This window comes from Fibrobacter sp. UWB11 (genome assembly GCF_900143015.1).
Taxonomy (GTDB): domain Bacteria; phylum Fibrobacterota; class Fibrobacteria; order Fibrobacterales; family Fibrobacteraceae; genus Fibrobacter.
On the sequence record NZ_FSRT01000002.1, the window covers coordinates 578,944 to 599,804 of the forward strand.

The 20,861-nt window shown below is 47.4% G+C and carries 17 protein-coding genes; 3 read left to right on the plus strand and 14 right to left on the minus strand.

Annotation, left to right across the window (positions count from 1 at the left end):
- Positions 1 to 24 precede the first annotated feature (24 nt).
- Positions 25 to 750, plus strand: a complete 726-nt coding sequence (locus BUQ91_RS10885; protein WP_074209294.1) for a hypothetical protein — start codon at positions 25 to 27, stop codon at positions 748 to 750.
- Here the strand turns inward: BUQ91_RS10885 and BUQ91_RS10890 are convergent, their stop codons facing one another.
- The 3 genes from BUQ91_RS10890 to BUQ91_RS10900 form a co-directional block, all read right to left on the minus strand.
- Positions 751 to 1,596 (minus strand): hypothetical protein, encoded by an 846-nt coding sequence (locus tag BUQ91_RS10890; protein WP_175566628.1) that lies wholly within the window; start codon positions 1,594 to 1,596, stop codon positions 751 to 753.
- 272 nt (positions 1,597 to 1,868) lie between these two features.
- The gene (dinD, locus tag BUQ91_RS10895) at positions 1,869 to 2,705 is read right to left on the minus strand and encodes a DNA damage-inducible protein D (protein WP_074209296.1); all 837 of its coding nucleotides are present in this window, start codon (positions 2,703 to 2,705) and stop codon (positions 1,869 to 1,871) included.
- A 237-nt stretch (positions 2,706 to 2,942) separates the two neighbouring features.
- Positions 2,943 to 3,263, minus strand: coding sequence for a TfoX/Sxy family protein (locus BUQ91_RS10900; RefSeq protein WP_074209297.1), 321 nt, complete (start codon positions 3,261 to 3,263; stop codon positions 2,943 to 2,945).
- Between the two features lie 152 nt (positions 3,264 to 3,415).
- On the opposite strand from BUQ91_RS10900, the gene BUQ91_RS10905 reads away from it, so the two are divergent.
- Entirely contained in the window at positions 3,416 to 4,261 is an 846-nt protein-coding gene (locus tag BUQ91_RS10905; RefSeq protein WP_074209298.1) for a hypothetical protein, read from the plus strand.
- Here the strand turns inward: BUQ91_RS10905 and BUQ91_RS10910 are convergent.
- From BUQ91_RS10910 to BUQ91_RS10935, 6 genes are all read right to left on the minus strand, one after another.
- The gene (locus BUQ91_RS10910) at positions 4,253 to 5,317 is read right to left on the minus strand and encodes an acyltransferase family protein (protein ID WP_074209299.1); all 1,065 of its coding nucleotides are present in this window, start codon (positions 5,315 to 5,317) and stop codon (positions 4,253 to 4,255) included. The two genes, BUQ91_RS10905 and BUQ91_RS10910, sit on opposite strands and share 9 nt — an antisense overlap.
- A 63-nt stretch (positions 5,318 to 5,380) precedes the next feature.
- A complete protein-coding gene (locus BUQ91_RS10915; RefSeq protein ID WP_074209300.1) occupies positions 5,381 to 6,349 on the minus strand; it encodes a DUF4381 domain-containing protein in 969 nt (322 codons plus the stop codon).
- A 91-nt stretch (positions 6,350 to 6,440) separates the two neighbouring features.
- Positions 6,441 to 7,880 carry a glycosyl hydrolase family 8 gene (locus BUQ91_RS10920; protein WP_074209301.1) on the minus strand — a complete coding sequence of 480 codons (1,440 nt, stop codon included), beginning with the start codon at positions 7,878 to 7,880 and terminating at the stop codon, positions 6,441 to 6,443.
- A 188-nt stretch (positions 7,881 to 8,068) separates the two neighbouring features.
- Positions 8,069 to 9,037: a T9SS type A sorting domain-containing protein gene (locus BUQ91_RS10925; RefSeq protein WP_074209302.1), complete on the minus strand. Its 969-nt coding sequence runs from the start codon at positions 9,035 to 9,037 to the stop codon at positions 8,069 to 8,071.
- A 104-nt stretch (positions 9,038 to 9,141) separates the two neighbouring features.
- Positions 9,142 to 10,095, minus strand: coding sequence for a T9SS type A sorting domain-containing protein (locus tag BUQ91_RS10930; RefSeq protein WP_074209303.1), 954 nt, complete (start codon positions 10,093 to 10,095; stop codon positions 9,142 to 9,144).
- 230 nt (positions 10,096 to 10,325) lie between these two features.
- A complete protein-coding gene (locus BUQ91_RS10935) occupies positions 10,326 to 11,258 on the minus strand; it encodes a T9SS type A sorting domain-containing protein (RefSeq protein WP_074209304.1) in 933 nt (310 codons plus the stop codon).
- A 433-nt stretch (positions 11,259 to 11,691) separates the two neighbouring features.
- Between BUQ91_RS10935 and BUQ91_RS10940 the strand changes: the two genes are divergently transcribed.
- A complete protein-coding gene (locus BUQ91_RS10940) occupies positions 11,692 to 13,923 on the plus strand; it encodes a cellulase family glycosylhydrolase (RefSeq protein WP_074209305.1) in 2,232 nt (743 codons plus the stop codon).
- Between the two features lie 150 nt (positions 13,924 to 14,073).
- Here BUQ91_RS10940 and BUQ91_RS10945 read toward each other — a convergent pair whose 3' ends face one another.
- The 5 genes from BUQ91_RS10945 to BUQ91_RS10965 form a co-directional block, all read right to left on the minus strand.
- Positions 14,074 to 15,747 (minus strand): DUF4832 domain-containing protein, encoded by a 1,674-nt coding sequence (locus tag BUQ91_RS10945; RefSeq protein WP_139299734.1) that lies wholly within the window; start codon positions 15,745 to 15,747, stop codon positions 14,074 to 14,076.
- A 148-nt stretch (positions 15,748 to 15,895) separates the two neighbouring features.
- Positions 15,896 to 17,689: a S8 family serine peptidase gene (locus BUQ91_RS10950; protein ID WP_074209306.1), complete on the minus strand. Its 1,794-nt coding sequence runs from the start codon at positions 17,687 to 17,689 to the stop codon at positions 15,896 to 15,898.
- A gap of 518 nt (positions 17,690 to 18,207) precedes the next feature.
- On the minus strand, positions 18,208 to 19,017 hold the full coding sequence (locus BUQ91_RS10955) for an ABC transporter ATP-binding protein (RefSeq protein WP_072829887.1): 810 nt from the start codon (positions 19,015 to 19,017) through the stop codon (positions 18,208 to 18,210).
- On the minus strand, positions 19,007 to 20,005 hold the full coding sequence (locus tag BUQ91_RS10960; RefSeq protein ID WP_072829889.1) for an ABC transporter ATP-binding protein: 999 nt from the start codon (positions 20,003 to 20,005) through the stop codon (positions 19,007 to 19,009). Before BUQ91_RS10960 ends, BUQ91_RS10955 begins: the two co-directional genes overlap by 11 nt.
- A 10-nt stretch (positions 20,006 to 20,015) precedes the next feature.
- Positions 20,016 to 20,861 carry an ABC transporter permease gene (locus BUQ91_RS10965; RefSeq protein ID WP_072829891.1) on the minus strand — a complete coding sequence of 282 codons (846 nt, stop codon included), beginning with the start codon at positions 20,859 to 20,861 and terminating at the stop codon, positions 20,016 to 20,018.

Here is a 20,861-nt window from a genome sequence, read left to right on the forward strand (position 1 = left end):
TGTATATTACATTTATTCAGACTTATGACCACTTTTACCGAAGAAGAACTCCAAGCTTACGAGGCCGAAATTTGTGAAAAGCCTCTAGACCAACTATATCAAGAACTGCTAAAAGCCGAAGAAGACGAAGCACCCGAGCGTAAAAAGATTATCAAAGCCCGCATTGCCATCCTCGAAAAACGCGAAAGAAGAAAAGCTAGAGCCGAACAAAAAATTCTCGATACGCCACAGCCATTGCCCGACAAAAGCGGCTTATTTCAATTTCTTCTCGTTATCGCAGGAACTTTCTTAATCCTTTTTCTTGAGTTTATTCCCCATATTCATATAAGCGATTTCTTCAGCGGCCGCTTTTTAGCCAGCATTAAATACATTCCCGCCATAGGAATCATTTTCTTGTCTACAAGATACATTCCCATATTCAGAACATATTTATGGGAAGAAAAAGATTCTCCAAAAGGCAAAGATATTCCCAGTTATTGGCTCAGGCATTTTAAAATGGCCTTGAGCATAGCCTCTTACTTTTTCTTCTTTTCCATTGAAACATTTGTCCGCGGAGATTACAATGGATTATTCTTTTATCAAGCCGGGCTGCCTGCATACATCATCGCCACAGGCTACTTCATTTTTTCTACTTTATACATCATCAACGCATTTTACCCGCTAAGCAAAAAGTTCCGCCCTAAATACGGAATAGCATTACTCACTTTTGCTGTTATCCTCAATCTCATCATCGAGAAAATTTTCGGGTAATCAATTACCAACATTCATTTTTTGCCATTCTTCGTACTCTTCCAAAGACTGCAGTTCTCTCGCCTTTCGTCTTTCTTCTGCTTCTTCCTTTTCTTTTTCCAAATTTTTCAAACGCTCTTCTTCTTGCATTTTTTCATTCGCACTTTTTTTACCCTTCATACCAACAGCGCTCAAAGTTACAGCAAACCGATTCCGTTTATTATCTAAATCTCTACCATAACGAAATTCCAAAGCAAGCATGACCCCTTCTAATTGATACGAAGCAAAGAATCCACCTCCTACCTCATAATAAAAAAGCGGATGCGGTTCAGGGAAAGAAAGCGCCATGAATCCCTCTTTTGATTCGGATAGATATCGTTCAACTCCATTTCTAGAAAAATGCTCCGTTAAGCCAATCTTCGCTTTAGCTCCAACAGGAATTTGTTGAATCATCATTGTACCAAATGAAACATCCTTCCAAAAATCATCCTTCACATAGTTACCCATATTAAAAGTTGAATAAATAGAACTCCATGCAGAAAGACCAAAATACGGAGAAACAAATCCCAATTGTGCAAACGGTGTTACTGATTGAGCGCCCAAACCAATCGAAAAGAATTCTTTATTCCAAAAAACAATTTCTGATAAATCAAGTACCCACTCTGAATGGCTTTCGCTCATATCTTTGTGGTAATTGTAATGCTCATCATTATTATCTAAATCGCCGCCATACAACGCAAGGCTCATATTTACAACAGCAGCATCTTTTTCGCAGCTACTCATGAACGCCGCAGCCGATGGCGGACGCATTATAGAACTGCACCCAGCAAGCATTGCTGACACAATCAAAACCAATAAACAAGCCAAGCGATTCATCTCGTATAAAATAGCTTTAATTCAAAAAGTTTCAACGTAATCCATCGGCAATTTTCAACCGCCCATCAGGCGATTCATACAAGAAGGCGATTCCGCATACTTCGACTACGCTCAGCACAGGTTCCAGCCGGAACGACATTTGAGAAGGGCATGACAAAACGCCCTCTGGAGAAACGAATTTGGCAAACGGCGTTTACCAAATTGGGCAAGCTGTGCTTGCCCAATCTGAAAAACATCATTTTTCCAACACCGGGAAAATGATATTACTTTTTCTTTTTTTGAAATTTCAAAAGAGACGCGTCAGTCGCTTTCAAACGACGCGCCACCTTCTTAACATCTTCACTTGCAGGCAAATTTTCGGGAACAATACCACGATCAAGAAGCATTTTGCGGACAGCGCGATTGTTATCCACATGTTCCTTCTCAATTTTCTTTTGTCCAAAAAGATTTTTTGTTTGAGTTTTGACAGAAGTCATTTCCGCAGCAAGATCCTTAGCCTTGATACTTACCGTAGGCAAAAAATCTGCCAGCGGGCGACTCGCAGGGACATTATACTTACGCTTTAAGAGATTCGTATCAATGTTGAACAACGCCTGATCGCCCTTGGAACGGATAACGGCAAAGCCCTTGCTATCTACACCTCGTTCAAACAATACTCCCGAGAGGACCTTTTCGGTATGCGCAAGCTTTTCCCTCGCCTGCACACGCTCCAATTCGTGAATACGGTCTTCAACAATTTCCGCCACACGAGTCTGCACAGCAAAGTAATTCTGCGCAAAAGAAATTTCCGGCTTGCGAGAATCACCGTTCTGAGCAATCAAGTAACAAGCATATCGAGTAAGCATATAATCATCAACTTCACGAACAGAACCACTACCAAGGGGGACCATTTTGCTGACGCCAGCAAAATGGTATAACTCACTTTCACTTGCATTTATACAACTTTCCTTAGCTTTTTCAATAGCACCTTCAAAATTACGCCATTGATTGTAACCTAGCAGAACAGCTAGTTCTCGGGCACTCCAACATTCCACCCCTTGGTATTCGCAAGCAATAGCTTGGAACTTTTCGAACAGAGTCTTGATATCTTCAGACTTCATTATAGCCTCCATGTAATCGTATTATACGACGCCGTTTTTGCGGCAAGTTTATGATTAGAGGCGTTCCTGCAAAATCAAATTATGACTAAAACAAAAACGCACCTCGCCTTTGTATAGCGAGATGCGCAGTCATTAATGTATCTATATATTAAAAAGTTGGCAAGGGGTTCATAAAAATTTTACATAACCCAATATGTTTCTCAAACAGACCATTTTCCCCACGCCGGGAAAATGGTCTTACTTTTTCTTTTTAGCAGCGGGTAGTTCCGGGAGCATGGCGTCGAGCAAACGCACGAGCAAGCCGTTGTCTGCAATTTGTTCTGCGGTAACACGCAACATCGGCTTTGCGCCATCATACGGCAATTGCAATTTTGCATCCGGGAGCATCGCTTTTGCAGCAGCCACAGGCTTCACAAGCAAGCGGTCATCGTAAATCCCGCCAAAGATTTTTCCATCGGCATAAAGGATGTACTCGCCCATCATCTTGCGGGTCGTCACACGTAGTTCACCTTTGAACTGCGCCAAGACGTAATCACGGAACTTTTCAGAACTCGGCATTTTATCTCCCAAATAACATCAGAATCATAAAGCCTACATTACCACATTCGATGATTTCTGAGGCCTATATTTTCAAAACCATTCACTACAAAATACATTATTTCACTCATTAAATTTTCTACTAGCACAATTTGTTGTATATTATATGCCGCATGATAACAAAATTCACTGAAGAATATCTCAAGGACTATAAAGAACAAATTCGCAAGCTGCCGCTTGACGAACTTTATGAAGTTTTAGATATCATCAGGAAAGACGATTCCCCAGAACGTCAAAGCATCGTCAAAGCACGCATCGCAGAAATCGAAGGCGAAGAAGACGAAATAGACGAAACAAACACCGAACATAATTTCGCGCAGTTCGAGACATTTCCAAAGCAACCTATCGAATCAAATCCAGACTTAAACGATATCCAAATTTCAGTTCCAAGTTCTGAACAAGCAGGCACCGAAAACGAGGACTCATCGAATTACGAAATCACGCAAGAAGAAATAGACAAATGCAATAACACGCAACCGATGCCCGATCCAGATGGTTTTTTATCATACCTATTCTGCATGGCACTCGGTTTTGGCATGGCCCTTTTTGCTCTAGTTGGATGTTCGATGAGCGCAAACCGAACTGCAGGCTTTCACGATTTAAAATTAATAACCATTCTGCCATATCTCAAATACATCCCTATAGGTGCTATCTTTTTTTTCAGTTTCTTAACAAAAGACAACAAAATCCGAGACTATTGGATAAACCATCTTAAATTTGCACTTGGTGTCGCATCATTTCTCGCTGTGGATGCCGCTACCACATTCATCTCGGGAACATACAACGGGATTTCCCATAGTTGCTCAGGAACGCCCGCATACATGCTTGCTACAGGGATTCTCTTTTTCTCGATAATATTTATCGCAAACGCATTTTATCCGATCAGTAAAAAGCTCCGTCCCAGGCACGGGCTTACGCTAGTTGCACTCGCCCTAATCCTTGAAACAGCCCTACGATAGCTTTGACAATTTCTTTTTCAGCATCCTTGCACAAGGTTTTTCGACAAACTCATGCAATGCAACAGCGATAAGCGAACAAAGTGCAATCGACACCGTAATTTGTAATACATTGTTCTGGATTCCGCATGCTGCGAACAGCCCATTTTCGATTTCAGTATTGAATGTTTGCGCCAAGAAAAACGCATAGCTCGCCGCACTCGCATACCGCAACACAGATGAGTTCTGCAAATGCGGTGACTTGAGCCCCGCAAGCGTCAACGCCATACAGCCAAACAGCGGCACCGCAATCCAATCGTAAAGCATGTAATTACCCACGAAAAGATTGAGCCGCACAGCAATCGAAACACCTGCAACTAAAAGAACAGCCTCCACGACAAACGCTTTCCAAGTAGCGAACCACTTTACATTCACGGAAAGCGACGCTAAAACCACGCCGATGAAAAATTCCAGCCCGCGAAAAAACGGATTGGAATAAATGGAATCTGTCGAAAATGTATGCACCACCAACGGAGACCAAAACAAAATAAACAAGCTTAGGCCAATGGCAACAATCTTCGCACAAATCCCCCACTGCTTTACAACTTCTTGCATCAGCGGAAACGCCAAATACGCAAACAGCAGGCAAGAAATAAACCAAGTACCGCCATTATGGCTCACCGGAAACAGCGTCGAAAATACGCTCTGCAATCCAAGCAGCTCAATCGGCAACAGCACTAGATTCTGGAACACCGATTCTTGCCCCAAGGTCACTACATACAACACCGCTACAAACAAGTACAAAGGAAAAATCCCAAAAACGCGTTTCAGGTAAAAATTCTTGAGTGCATCCTTCTGAAAAAGTTCACGTTCTCGGTAAGTGCGGAACAAGACGAATCCGGAAAGCATAAAGAATCCGGTCATGAAAATCGCACTCATCGAGACGAATCCCGTCAGCGGTCCAAAACTGCTTTCATGGTGAATATTGCAATGGAACAGCAGCACCATAATGGCAGCTACCACCCGAAATAAGTCGAGCCCCGCTGCACGATGTTTCGCCTTTTCCTTATCAATAATCATACATTTGGACCCATTCGACTTCGAGGCTTCGCCTCTCCGCTCAGGGTGACACATTCCTAAGCTCTACTCTTCTTCTTCCAAGTCCATAAGGGTCATGGCAAGTTTCCAAGTTTCCTTGTTTTCGAAGCTGTCACGGATGCCGCCGCCATAGCGGGCATGGGCAAATTCTTCGACAAGGTGTTCCCAGCCTTCGAGCGAACCCGTTTTCACAAGGTTGTCGAGATTTATCGTAGAAGCATCCTTGACCCCAAAGCGGAGCGCTGCATATTCCTTGCAAATTCCTTCGAGTTCCAAGAGCCATTCGCGACTATCGGCCACCATCACACGTTGCTTCAAGACAATCATGCGTTCACGAATTGCCGATAAAGAATCTCTCCATTTTTCAAGAACCTTTTTCGCCTTCGCCCTGCGACGCATGCGCCAAATACCCGCAAAAATCAGGCACAAAGCGACAACAACACCCACTGCGATCGGAAGCATACTAACAGGGGCTTCAGCACGCACCGGCACAGAATCGCTACGCAAATCGAGCGACTGTCCCATCGGTGTCGGGATTTCAAAACGCATTGCCGGGATATTCAAGTTACCCGTATCCTGCACTACAATCTTGTAGTTGAACGTAATCTGAGCCAGTTCCTTGCCGTCCTTGACCGTACGGCTCGATTCCTGCGAAACGCCCAACTGCATAATACCCTTCGCATTTGCAGAACTCGTCGGCACCACCAAAATGGCACTACCTTGAACACTCCAAGAGACGGTCACCGGGAAATCAATCGTATCGCCCACAGTCACCTTAAGCGGAGCATCCGAAAATCCAGTCGAAATAGTAATCCCCAACTGCTCCGGAGTCGGAAGCTGGAGTTCGTTCGCAGTACTACCAGCATTTGAACTATCCGGTTCTACCGCAAGGACATTCGTCGAATCTTTTTGTGTTGCGACAAGCAACGAATCAGCATTTTTTTCTTGATCTTCAGCCTTAGCTTTTTTAGCCTTGACAGGCTTCGCGGCCTTAGTATTTGCGTTCTTTTTCATATTAAAGAATATACAAATTCCATCTAAAAAAAGTCGACCCCGCATCAACATGCGGGGCGACAGATAAAGAAAGATTTAAACTAGATCTAGACTAGACTCCGGCCGGGCGAACGAACAAACCGTTCAGCAAGGCAGAATACATCGTGAGCAAGATATCCGAGAAGTAGCTCTGCGTCGTAAGCGAAGGCACCTTTGCGTTCAAGCCCGTCGTGCAGGTAGAGAGCCATGTTGCATTGCCTGCAATGCCCGTAGCGCACCAAGCACCGTACCACTGCGACGGAACAACCGTATTGCTCGTGTAGTCAGCACCGACAGCCAAATTCCAAGAGTAGTTGACGGCAAGAGCCATGTTATTCGGGTCACCGCTAGCCTTCTTCGAAATGAAGGAGTTCAAAGTGGAAAGTACTGCGAGAGCGCGAGCATCCTGGTACCAATAGTAGTCCCAAGCGATACGCCACGGGATACGTACAGATTCCTTGTTGAACTGCCAGTAAGTCGTGTTTGCAGAACCGTTAGCAGGCTTGATTGCATTGCCAGCACCATCGCTCCAGTCCGGGAACACGCCCGTACCAGCGTTCTGGACCTGCTGCATGTAAGCATACATTGCATTCAAGACGCCAGTCCAGTTATGAGCAACGTCCACGATCGCAAAGAGACGGAGTGCCACCGGAGAGAAGTAACTCAGGTTGTAAACCGGATTTGCGCCCTTCCACATATCTTCGTCACCAGAGTAGATGAGCAAGTTCGTCGGGTTCACTTCGGCATCCCAAATGGCATTGATCAAGCTCATAGCGTCTTGCAAGTACAAGGCGTTACCCGACTTGAAATACATAAGGATCAAAGCCGTCGCGATATCTTCATCGGCGTCAGTAGCACTGGAGTTATCGACTTCGGTCCAGTGGAACGACTGGGTGATCCACGGCATAAGCTTTCTGTTGGAATATTCCCTAAAAGCTCTGCTGTAATTCCACAAGCGGAGGAACGTGTCATCATCACCATTGAAGTAAGCCAAAAGCATACCGTAACCGATACCTTCCGACACCGTGCAAGCACGGGTCTTCATGTTCGGGACCGTAGTGGTGTTATCAGAGCAGTAGCTCTTGTAATAACCCGTCTGGCTAGACCAAACGACACGGCCTGCCGGCATATATACAGCCGGGAACACAACGTTAAATTCCGTTGCAAGGGTCGGGTACGTGATCATTTCCTGTTCTTCGGTCGTGTAGTGGAAACTCTTCCACAACGCATAATGGTTAACAGCAAAAGCCGGGTTAGCCGTAGTTGCAAGCGGAGCATAAGTTCCAATCGGAGCCGGTGTTGCAGAGCTTGCCGGAACCGGAGCAGAACTAGTCGGTACCGGAGTAGAACTCATCGGGATCGGGGCAAAGGAACTGCTAGACAAACCCGGAAGCGGAACAACTGTAGAACTCGGGGTCGGATTAGGAGCGCTCGGAGCGGCATCATCACCGCAGGCGCCAAAGAAAAATGCTGAGCCAATCAAAACAGGCAACAGGATTTTTTTGCAAACCATAAAAGCCTCTCAATAAATATCCCCAAATAGCGGGGCTGGTAAACGCCAAAGTAATATATATAAATATAGCATTTAAGGAAAGGCCGCAAGCAAAAATCAAGTTTACTTGTGAGCACAAACACGAGCTTCAACATGCAGAAAAAGGCCGCTTGCGCGACCCTTACCAAAAGATTTTTTGGAATCTGAAATTACTTCAGCACAATTTTGTCCACAAAATTGACGGATTTGCCGGTCACTTGGACCATGTACACGCCAACATCGAGAGAAGAAAGGTCTAGCGTAGAGCCATTGTCAATGGAGCCCTTGGCGACTACTTGCCCCTGGATGTTCTTGACCTCGACCGTAGCGGCTAAATTTACGCCGGAAATGCCGAGATTACGCCCCAAGAGGGTTGCCTTGGCATTGGATGGTCCTCGAACTGAATTAATCGCATCATAAGGTAGACTAGGACCGCAACAGCCACAGCTTTGCGGGCAAGATCCATCGTACGGGCCAATAGCGCAGATGTTAAAGTCATACGTCCCCGGCTGAGCCTGCATCTTAAATTTCACCGAAACAAGCTGTTTTGCAGCCTCCTCACCTGAAATTTTCGTAGTCCCCTTGTACCAGGAAGGCTGCGTAAAGCCAGACCAAGGAATAGCCTTGGATGTAGAAGCTGAGGCCGCCTTCGAAAGAAAAGTTGCCGGATTTGCGTAACCAATTGTAGCGTCAAACTCGCCGAGACCAAGTTCAAGAGACGGAGCAACAGAAGAAGTATAAGTAATGCAGAGGCCACCCCAAGCGGAAGCATCACCTGGAACCGGATTACCAGAAGCGTCTTCACCAACAACGTTGAAACCGATTCCAACGAACGGATTATAGGTCAAAATGCCTTTATCGAGAACCGCCGAACCACAGATACCACCGCAGTGCTCGATTACAGGATCACTCCCAGAATTGGAATTAAATTCGTCAGATTCAACCGGCCATACAACCTTCGAATTACCACCATCGTCATTGTCATTATAGCTGTACCAATACCCATGAGTACCGGATCCATTACCAAGGCCCGTTTGAATCTGAGATTCCCCGTATCCACCGTACCACGTTTCAAACTCACCTGCGAATGCGGCAGAAACAGCGAACAACGCCGAAGCGGCAAAAATCTTCTTGTTCATAACAATCCTCCTATTTCAAACAAACACTAATGAATTAATATATAATTTTTTGACAAAAAAAAGGGCCGCTTGTGCGAGCCCTCTAAAATTTGACAGATTCGAAATTACTTCAGCACGATTTTATCTACGAAGTTGACAGACTTGCCGATCACATGGACCATGTACACGCCAACATCGAGAGAAGAAAGGTCTAGCGTAGAGCCTTTGTCAATGGAACCCTTGGCAACAACTTGACCTTGGATGTTCTTGACTTCGATTGTAACAGCCGAATTTATGCCAGAAATTCCGAGATTACGCCCTAAAAGGGTCGCCTTGGCATTGGAAGCTTCGCGAACCGGTTTAATTGCATGAGGCACAGGACCGCAACAACCACAACTTGCCGGGCAGATGCCACCCGTGTACGGACCAATAGCGCAGATGTTGAAGTCATAGTTACCCGCAGCAGCCTGGATCTTGAACTTGACTGAAACGAGCTGTGCAGCAGCGTCAGTACCGCTCATCTTTGTGGTACCCTTGTACCAAGACGGCTGAGTAAAGCCAGACCACGGAATGGACTTCGTTGCAGCGGCAGAAGCAGCCTTAGCAAGAGAAGCAGCCGGGTTAGCGTAACCGATCGTTGCGTCAACGTCGCCGAGACCGAGTTCGAGAGACGGAGCAGCAGCAGAAGTATAAGTAATGCAGAGGCCACCCCAAGCAGAAGCGTCACCCGGCACCGGATCACCAGAAGCGCCTTCGCCAACGACGTTGAAGCCGATACCAACGAACGGGTTATAGGTCAAGGAACCCTTGGCAAGAGCTGCAGTACCGCAGATACCACCGCAGTGTTCAACAACCGGGTCCATAGCGGTAGCAGAGTATTCGTTACCGAGTTCGACCGGCCAAATAACCTTGGATTCACCACCGTCACCGTCGTCGCCGTAGCTGAACCAGTAACCGTAGGTGTTGGATTCGTTACCGATACCTGTTTCGACCTGCGGAGCATCGCCCAGCCAGGTGTCAAAAGCAAATACAGCAGAGGCAGCAAGAAGTGCCGATGCAATTATGATTTTCTTGTTCATAGCAATCCTCCTTATTTAGAACAAACACTCACAAACCAATATAACATTTTATCAAAACAAAAGAACTAAAAATATACAAGCGTATTCGGAACTGTATGGATCCTATCGCAATTGTATAACAAGAAATAATGGTTTCTATCGGCACTTCGTGCCTCCAGAATGACAACGCTTAGAATACAGAAAAGGGCCGCTTGCGCGACCCTTCTCTAAAGATTCTTTGGAATCCGAAATTACTTCAACACGATCTTGTTGGAGAAGTTGACGGACTTGCCAGCAACGCGAACCATGTAAACGCCAGCATCGAGAGCAGCGAGGTTCATTGCGCTAGAAGCGTCACCCTTAGCAACAACCTGACCCTGGAGGTTCATGACTTCTGCAGTAGCGTTGGACTTAACGCCAGAGAAGCTGAGGGTACGGCCAGTGAGGTTTGCCTTAACAGAGGAAGAAGCACGGACAGCCTTAACATTTGTCTGACCGCAGATGGACGGGCAGGTGCCACCAGTGTACGGACCGATAGCGCAGATGTTGAAGTCATAGTTACCAGCAGCAGCCTGGATCTTGAACTTAACAGCAACGAGCTGTGCAGCAGCGTCAGTACCGCTCATCTTTGTGGTACCCTTGTACCAAGACGGCTGAGTAAAGCCAGACCACGGAATGGACTTCGTTGCAGCGGCAGAAGCAGCCTTAGCAAGAGAAGCAGCCGGGTTAGCGTAACCGATCGTTGCGTCAACGTCGCCGAGACCGAGTTCGAGAGACGGAGCAGCAGCAGAAGTATAAGTAATGCAGAGGCCACCCCAAGCAGAAGCGTCACCCGGCACCGGATCACCAGAAGCACCTTCACCAACGACGTTGAAGCCGATACCAACGAACGGGTTATAGGTCAAGGAACCCTTGGCAAGAGCTGCAGTACCGCAGATACCACCGCAGTGTTCAACAACCGGGTCCATAGCGGTAGCAGAGTATTCGTTACCGAGTTCGACCGGCCAAATAACCTTGGATTCACCACCGTCACCGTCGTCGCCGTAGCTGAACCAGTAACCGTAGGTGTTACTATCGTTACCAATACCAGTTTCGACCTGCGGAGCATCGCCCAGCCAGGTGTCAAAAGCAAATACAGCAGAGGCAGCGAGAAGTGCCGATGCAAGTGTAAGTTTCTTATTCATAATTCTCTCTCTTTTTTAACTGTTTTACCCAAATTGGGTGATTTGGACAACAATATATTTTTTTTTCTTCAAAAATGCCATACTTACAGCCATTTGAAAAAAAAATTTACATTAGAAGATACAAACCGCCCTTTCTCTAGTAATATAGCACATCGCGAGCGGCCAAAGTACATACAAATTTCCTTACAAATTACTTTTGTGTATTTTATCACATAAATGGAACGCAACTTTTTTATTACGATAACGGGTATTTCATTCTAGCCCGCAGAAAGCTACATTATATAGTAATACCAAACAGGGTGACGGTGTAAAACCCAAACACAAAAGCTCAACGAGCAACGTGTTACAATAGTAAACAAAAAATTAGCCTAAAATGTTTACTATCTTGGATTTATTAAGATAATTTTTGTCAAAACAAAAGGAAACAACACTCATGAAATTGACAAAGCTACTGACAAGCATCTTGGCAGGCGCGGCTATATCCGCCTTTGCAGCCGATGCATCAACAGCAACCCCCAAGAAAGTTGGGCCGGTATCTTATTACGGCGCACTCCACACTAGCGGCAGTAAGATTATTGGCGCGAAGAATAACCAGCAGGTCATGCTCCGCGGCGTGAGCCTTTTCTGGTCCGATGCAACGGGTCTTTCTTACTATAACCCGACCGTCATTTCATGGGTTGTAGACAACTTGAAGATCGACGTGTTCCGTTACGCCATGGGTATCGAATACTACGACTCCAATGGCGGCACCAAGAACAAGCTGGACGATCAGGTTTCTTATACGAAGTCCCCGGAAGGCCAACTCTCCACCATCGACAGAATGGTCCAGGCTGCTATCGAAAACGACGTCTATATCGTCATCGACTGGCATAGCCACAGAGCTCACCTCGAAACAAGCATCGCCAAGGATTTCTTCGCCAAGATTTCCCAGAAATACAAAGATGTCCCGAACATCATCTATGAAATCTACAACGAACCGGTCAGCGGTAGCGGTGGCGACTGGGGTGCCATCAAGAACTACGCCAACTCCGTTGTCCCAGCCATCCGTACCAACACGCAGAACTTGATCATCGTCGGTACGCCGAACTGGTCTCAGCACCCGGAACAGGGCGCAAGAGACCCGATCCAATCCACGAACATTGCTTACGTTTTGCACTTCTACGCCTCCAGCCACTCCAAGGGTAGCTACGGCAGTAACGTCTCTAGCGCACTCAGCGCCGGTTATCCGGTGTTCATCTCTGAATGGGGTACCACGAACGCTGACGGTGACGGCGAACCGAACTCCAGCGCAACAAACGAATGGACTCAGTTCATGGACCAGAACATGATTCCGAACTGCAACTGGAGCTTGCGTCAGCAGACTTCCGATGTGGACCAGAAGAGTGAAAAGTCCGCCATCTTCGCTGGTGAAAAGTCCCTCATCACGGCCGCAGCCCTCGATGCAGCAACTTTCACCTCCTCGGGTAATATCATCAAGAGCTACCTCACCAAGAACGCACGTTCCTGGGCAGACTCCCTCGTCAAGGGCAAGAGCGGCAGCTGCTCCTTCAAGGCTACAACAGCCAAGCAGACTGACGGCAAGATTTCTGGAGTCCTCAAGTCCGGTTGTACTTACACTTCCAGCAACGAAAAGGTTGCTTCCGCTTCTGGCAGCGACATCGTCGTGGGCGACTATGGTTTCGCCATCCTCACTGGTAATGACGGTTCTCAGTCTATCGTGACGGTCAAGCAAGTTGCAGGCCAGACCATCACGAACCTCTCTGATATCACTTGCAATTACTCCGGTAGCTGCACTGCCGCATCCAAGAACGGCATGTCTCGCGACTTCGACGGTGACGGCGTCAAGGACTACCTCCTCACCATGGACGACAAAACCAATGAAGGCTCCAAGTTCACCCTCACTTCTCTTGACCCGACAACCGTTTCTGTAAGCAAGTCCAAGTGCACCAACAACAACTGCTCCAACTCTCAGAAGAACCAGCAAGTTTGGATGTTGCACTTCCACAAGTACGGCACAGCCAAGGTCGTTGCATCGGCACCTGCAATTACAGGTTTCCGCGCCATGCAGGACACCTTCGAAATTACTTATAAGAAGGGTTCCTACAACATGAACAACAAGTTCAAGGACCAGACCATCGCTCTTGGCGGCACCACTACTGAAGGCTTCCCGGACGCAATGCTTGGCAGCGCAGTGACCTACACGTTCAACGGCCAGCCCACCACGCCTTACTTGACAAAGGTCGGCAACGCATTCGTCGGCGGAAACCAGAACGCAATTTTCGTTGTCACGGCTCACATTGCTGAGACTGCGGACTACGAAGAATTCGAAAGATCTGTAACGGTTATCGTTGGCGACGCTGGTACCGCAGTCAACTTGGCCGATTGGATCGCATACACGCAGCCGGCAGCCATCAAGCCGACCAACAAGATTGCAAACAGCCTCAACGCACGCATGAACGGCTCGATGCTCCAGTTCACGACCAAGAATACCGGTCTCGTGAAGGTCGACATCTACGATGCTCTCGGCGCAAGCGTGAAGCAGATGTCCGAAGTCTACGGCAATGGCAGCCACGCCATCGACCTCAAGGGTCTCCCGAACGGCTCCTACACGCTCGTTGTCCGCCAGGGTAGCCAGAAGGCTTCCATCCGCTGGACGAACAAGTAAGTAGTAGATAATGGCGGGTTCAACCCGCAAAACAGATATGAAAAACTCCAGCCGCTGGCTGGAGTTTTTTTCTTGCAAAAATTTTGAAAAGGAGATGCCCGCTCGGTGGCGGGCATGACAACGCATTTTCGTGAAGATTCTTGTAAGGTTCTATTGTTTCGAGCCGTTCAGCTTGTAAGAGCGTTCTCCATCGCGGATAATCACGTTATTGCGGGTACGCTCAACGAAGGGAACTTTTTGCTTTTGTGCGGACTTAGAGATTGAGTTCAACCTTGCCGTGTGCTTATTCTCATCGTAAACATAACGTCCGATGTAGACTCCATAGCCCGACAATCTATTAGCAAATTGAATACAGTCTGCGCCTATCGTTTCACCACAAACGCTCAGGTAAACATCAATATTACCACCGCTCCAATCTCCATATTTAAGTTCGCTCAGATTTACGTCAAATGAAATTTCATTGTTGCCATCAAACGTCATTACAGTATCTCCGCCAGCAACCGAAATTGTACGGCTATGGACGTCACGAAAATCAACATTTGACATTTCAATATATTTTGCCAATGGTGCAGGGACGGTATCCAAATTTCCCTGCCTTTGAGGAATCGACAAGACCAATTTCGTTTTCATCTTGCGCGTCAAATTCCCAAAACCTACATTCTGAAAGCGCAACTTCGCACGGAACATGCCATCAGAGCCCACCGTATCGCTCAGCCAAGATTCGCGCAGAACGTAACGGTAGCCCAAGTGGTCATTAATGTACTTGAAACCCGTAAGCGAATCAATTTTCGTGCCATCGTACTCAAAATCTGTCCCTTTAAAATGAGATTTTTTCCAGCTATCAATCAGGTTGTTGTTCCACTGGATATTCAAATAGCTCGTATGTGTGCGGAAGCCCTCGTATGCAAGGAATTCCGGCGTATTGATGACCTGATAACCGTTTGCAGTCGTAAGCGCCTCGCCGCCATAAGGCGTGTTGATACCGTACTTTTCGAGCCAAGCAACACCTTCTTCGCGGCAGATGGACGTTTTGCAATCCGCGCCCCACGTGCCATAATCATATTGCGTACCCAAGTAGCCATCGTTGAACATTCCCACGCGGTACATCGTATCGCCCTTGGCTTTTGCGATTTCAGCAAACTTTTCGCCATCGATATGGAAGTCCACGCCCCAATTGTCAAAACCGAGCACCTTCGCTGAATAGTTCCCTGTTCGCGTTAGAATCTTGAGTTCAGGAGGTGTGCTGCGGAGCATCAGGTTCGTCGCTTCGGCAACGCGGTCATAAGTAATGCTCGTGTCGGAGTGCATTTCGCCATAGGCGCCGTGCATGCCCATTTCGAGCGCGACAATCACATCGGTATTCTTTGAAAGCACAGGGGCAAGCTGCTCCACATGGCGTAACACCCACTTGTGTTCCGGTGTCACGTTGCTACGGCCATTGTACCACGGGTCATAACAGATGCGCACGATAACGTGCCCACCATTCTTGCGGATATTGTCAAACGTCGTCTGCAAAACGCCTAGAGCATCTTCCGTGAGGTCCTGGCTTTTGCCCCATGTCGTATCCTTCTTGCCACCCGTTGTATCAATCCCAAGCCATGCACGGCTACTAAATTCCGAGATTTCAGCACGCAAATGCAAAAGCTTGCTATACGGTTTTTCGATCGGCTTACCGCCCGAAGGCTTTATATGCAATACCTGCGGTGTGTAGAATCCGCGGTCGTAATTCGTTAGAGTAAGCATGTGGTCGGTCGTGTCGATATCCTGTTTCACGAGCCCCGCCGCAAAAACAGGAGATTGCGGCAAGGCAAGCAACATAACCATAAGTGCAGAATGCGCAAAATGCGCGGCACCCCTCAAATTGAAAAAACTAGAAACACTCATACCCGTAATATATATCAAATCAACGCAGAAAGCCCGACGTTTCCGCCGGGCCCCTAACATTTCACAAATGTTTCTACCCTGAACTCAATTAGTTCACGCGGTTAAATGCGTAACCGATAGCAACCTTTTCCGTGCTAGAAAGGTTGTTGTAGCGCTTGATCTTGATCGTCAGCGGATCAGAAGTCGGAGCTACGAAATCGACAAGTTCGAACGGATTGTACGCCGTAGCCGAAGAAGCAATCTTTTTGCCATTCTGCCAAACGCTCAAGTCGAGGTCCTGCGCAACTCTACGATATCTCATGGCAAATTCACCAGAAGTCAACCAAGAAATTGCAATACGGTAACGTCTGCCCTGCTTGATATTTGCTTCTGTGAACTTGATTTCGCGATCAGAATCGAAGTTGGAATTATTATTACCAGCCCAGAAGTTCCAACGGTTATCCTTACCCTGTGCAAAATTCCCATAGTACGGAATACCCGCTTCAAAGTCATTCGTGCCATCAATGTCGAATTCCGGATTCTGAACAGGATTACTGCCCACAATCAAGACAGCCTTGACGAGTTCAGGATGCCACCACAAGAACGGATGGTTAGAAAGCAAGTTTGCAGTCATGCCCGCCATAAACGGAGTTGCAGCACTCGTTCCATTGAAGTAACCGTTATAGGTGTCACCCGGTTTTGCCGTGTACGACGGATCATCCGGGAAAATGAAGTTCGTATAGTTCGCAACTTCCGGCTTGTCGCTAAAAGTACGGCCATTCTTGGAAGAAGAATAATCCACGTACTTGTTATCTACCGGGGAAATAGCGCCAACGGAAATAGCGTTGAGAGCCCTGCTCGGAGAACCAACGAAGCTTTCGCGACCTTCGTTGCTTGCAGCAACAAATTCAACCACGCCATTTTCATAGATATAGTTGTCCATTGTTGCATCGCCATCCGTGTAATCGCCTACATCATTTTCAATGACATAGTCCCAGGAATTCGAGCCCACCAGAATCGGTGTTGTGTAATTGGCAGGATTTGCCGGGCCATAAACATCTTGCAAGCCATAAAGCTTTGACTCCGGAGCTGTTGTCTGCAAGATTCTCATTACACCGATTGCATGGGTAGAATACGAATTGCAAGGAAGTTCCAACTGCTGGAAATAACCGGGATTTATATAGTTTCTCGGAACGCAGCCACCTTCATTGTAATGGACGCCAACGCCCTTTCCCTTAATGCCGTTGTTGTGCGCATAAGCCGTCACGCCAGACTTCACAAGGATTCTTCTATAATCCCAGAATTCGTTCACGCCATAAGTAATTTGCGGCTTCGGCTTTTTATATTCCGAGATATACGTTGTTTCGTTGCTCGAAAGTTCCTTTTCGATTTCGCTAGCCGTCAAATAGGCAATACGCGGTGCTCTAAAGGATTTTCTAGAACTATCGTACTTCTTTCTACGCTTATCAGCTTTATCCAGGTAATCCTTTTCGCTCACCTTGGAACCATTCAGCCAATACACCTTCTGATTCGATTCCGAATTGAATTCATATCGACCATTTGTGTTTTGCACAGTGGCATCGTTCACCTTGATATCGCTAATGACAACCTTAATCTTCTGGACATCGGAATCGTTGATTTCGTATTTCAACGAGCCTTTGCCCTTGAGAGAGCCGCCACGGCGACCCAACAAGTCGGACGTCACCAGAACGCTGCGCTTTAGGTTGTTTTTCTTTTGTGCTTCAACGAATTTCTGGACGCCCTTGTCCATACGGGATTCGGCAGATTCACCCACCAATTCCGTTTCAAGGACATCAGCGTCTTTGGAAATCGGCTTTGCATAAGAAGCGGATCCTCCTACAAGAACCGCCATTGCTGTCAATGCCAGCATTTTTTTATTCATAGTACACTCCTATTTTATTACTCCTATTATTTATTTTCATGATACATTTTGTATCATGAAATCTAGTTTAGCAATTTTTCGAGGTATTTTGTCACAAATTATAGGACAGCAATAATATTTTTCTCATACAACTTAATTACTTTCAAGTAAAGTAATTATAAGATAAAGTAATTTTCAATTCATTTACACATAATAAACAAACTATGCAATATTATAAACAAGTCATCAACATTTGATAAATTTGTACGAGATAAAGATTTTTGGATTCCGAGAACAAAAATCAAAAAGTTGCATTGAGCAAGCGGTGAATATTTTGCGAAATTGCAGCTACAGGTTCCGCGAAAAAAAAACGACTATAAAAAAGGAAAACCGCAGCGGTTGCTGCGGCTTTTCGCACAAATGGCGCCCCCGGAATAAATCCGGGGTGACAATTGCATTAGTTGCGTTCTTCGAACGCAGTAATCTTCGGCTCGGTCATAAAAACAAGCAAGCTTGTTTTCGCGACTCTCGCCTTTCGATTACTTCTTAGAACGATGGCTGTTCTTGATCCATTCAGTCTTGTGGACTTCCGGAATGTCATCGAGCAAGCGGAGCGTGTGCGGTTCGTTCGTGTTGTCGAGCACTTCAGCAGGAGTACCCTGGTTCACGATCTTACCGTCGTGCATGATGAAGATTCGGTCAGAAACGTAGTTTGCAAGACCGATATCGTGGGTCACGAACACCACGGTCATCTTCAGCTCGTCTTTCAACTTGCGGAGGTAATCGAGGATGTTTGCACGAACGCAGGCGTCCACCATGGAGGTAGCTTCGTCAGCGATAAGGACCTTCGGACGGAGTGCGAAGATACGGGCGAGAAGCATACGCTGCATCTGACCACCGGAGAGTTCGAACGGATACTTGCCTTCGATATCAGCCGGGGTAACGTTCACAGCCATGAGGCCTTCGTCAACGCGACGACGGACTTCTTCCTTGGACGGCTTGTCCTTGAGGATGTTGAGTGCGTCTTCGAGCTGGCTACGGATGGTGAAGAACTGGTTGAAGCAACCGAACGGGTCCTGGAAAACGGACTGGACTTCGTTCCAGTGGTCCTTCAGGTTCTTGATCGGCTTGTCGCGATAGAGGAACTGACCGCGAGTCGGCTGGTAAAGGCCGAGCATGATCTTTGCAAGCACGGACTTACCGCAACCAGAACCACCCACGATGGAGATGAATTCTTCGTCGTAGATATCGAAGGAAACGTCCTTAACGGCAGTCTTCAGGTTCTTGCCGGCACCAAAGTCCTTGCTGATGCGCTTGGCAGAAAAAACAATGGGCTTATCACTTTGCATAATCGCACCTCACGTCACGATCGCCGACAATGCGGAGATTCTGGGTATTCTTCTTGCAGTCCGGGCATGCCTTGCTGCAACGCGGAGCGAAGCGGCAGCCCACAATCTTGTTCTTGAGGCTCGGAGGAGCACCTTCGATAGCCACCGGATGGCGGCCACGCTGGCTAGCTTCGGTACTGAGCATAGCGCCCATAAGAGCCTGCGTATACGGATGACGCGGATCCTTGACGACCTGTTCCGCGGTACCCTTTTCGACGATTTCGCCTGCGTACATGATGGCGATGTTGTCTGCCACATGGTAGAGGAGCGGAAGTTCGTGGGTAATGAAGATCATCGTCGAGAAGATGCCCTTGTCCAAGAGATCGAAAATCATCTTGATTACTTCCTTCTGCGTGGAAACGTCCAAAGCAGAAGTCGGTTCATCAGCGATAACCATTTGCGGGTTGAGCAAGGTAGAAATACCGATCACGGAACGCTGGCGTTCACCTGCGGTAAGCTGGATCGGATAGGAGTTCAACACGCGCTTCGTGTCCATGCCGAACAAGTCAAAGCGTTCACAAAGGCGGTCATAGACTTCCTTCATGTCGATTGCCTTGCCGGGCTGCTGGTGAGCAGCGATCACGTCGGCAGCGATATCCTTGATTTTGCGGACCGGGTTCAAGGCGTTGAATGCACCCTGCGGAATCATGGAAACCTTCTGAGCGAGAACGTTAGCACGAACATCTTCGATGCTGCGGTTCATGAGGGATTCCATCTTGTCGCCGCTCTTGACGCGAACGTCACCCGTTTCCGGGTAAAGCGGCGGGATGCACATGCCCATAAGGCCAGAAACGAGCGTGGACTTACCGCAACCAGATTCACCGGCGATACCGAGAATTTCCCCCTGCTTCATGGAGAAGGACACGTCTGTAACAGCGTGAGTCTTGTCTCCAAAACGGCCGAGGTAATAAAGACCCAAGTGGTCAACTTCAAAAACATTTTCAGACATTTTTTACCTCTTACTTGCGCAGGCGCGGGTTGAAGACGCCTTCCATGGAAGTATTGATCAGGTAGAGAGCAAACACCGTGAGGGTAACGACGATCGTTGCCGGGATGAAAGCAATCCAGATGGAGTCGGAGAGAGCACCGTTGTCCTTAGCCTGGTTCAAGATGATGCCGAGGCTAGTGGAATCGACAGGGCCAAGACCGATCATGGAGATGGAAGCTTCGGAAAGAATACCGGAAGACACCTGCATGATGAACACCATGAACACATACGAGAGCAAGTACGGAAGCACATGCTTGATCACAATCGTGAGTGTCGATGCACCGTTGATACGGGCAAGAGCGATGTGGTCGCGGCTACGGAGAGAAGAAGCCTGGGCACGAACGGCACGGGCAGACCAGCTCCAAGCGGTAAGACCGATGATAAGACCGATCAAGGTGAGGGAACGGCCATCCTTAACAGCGGAGCTGATAAGAACGAGAATCACGAACTGCGGGATAACGATGAAGATGTTGGTGAGCATGTTCAATACTTCATCAACCCAGCCACCGCGGAAACCGCCGAACAAACCGATAAGCACACCAATCGTCGTAGCAATGATACCAGCAACGAAGCCCACATAGAGAGAGCTGCGGAGACCGGCAATCAAGAGAGACACATAGTCACGGCCGAGGTGGTCCGTGCCGAGCCAGTGAGCAGAGCTAGAACCTGCATACGGGCCAGCGACGATGTCACGGGCGTGGGTGTCAACGTTATAGAACAAAGGTCCAAAGATGGCGATGAGGAGCGTGAGCACAAAGATGGACACGCCGATTACGAACATCGGGGACTTGAGAAGGTTTCTTAAAAGCTTACCCAT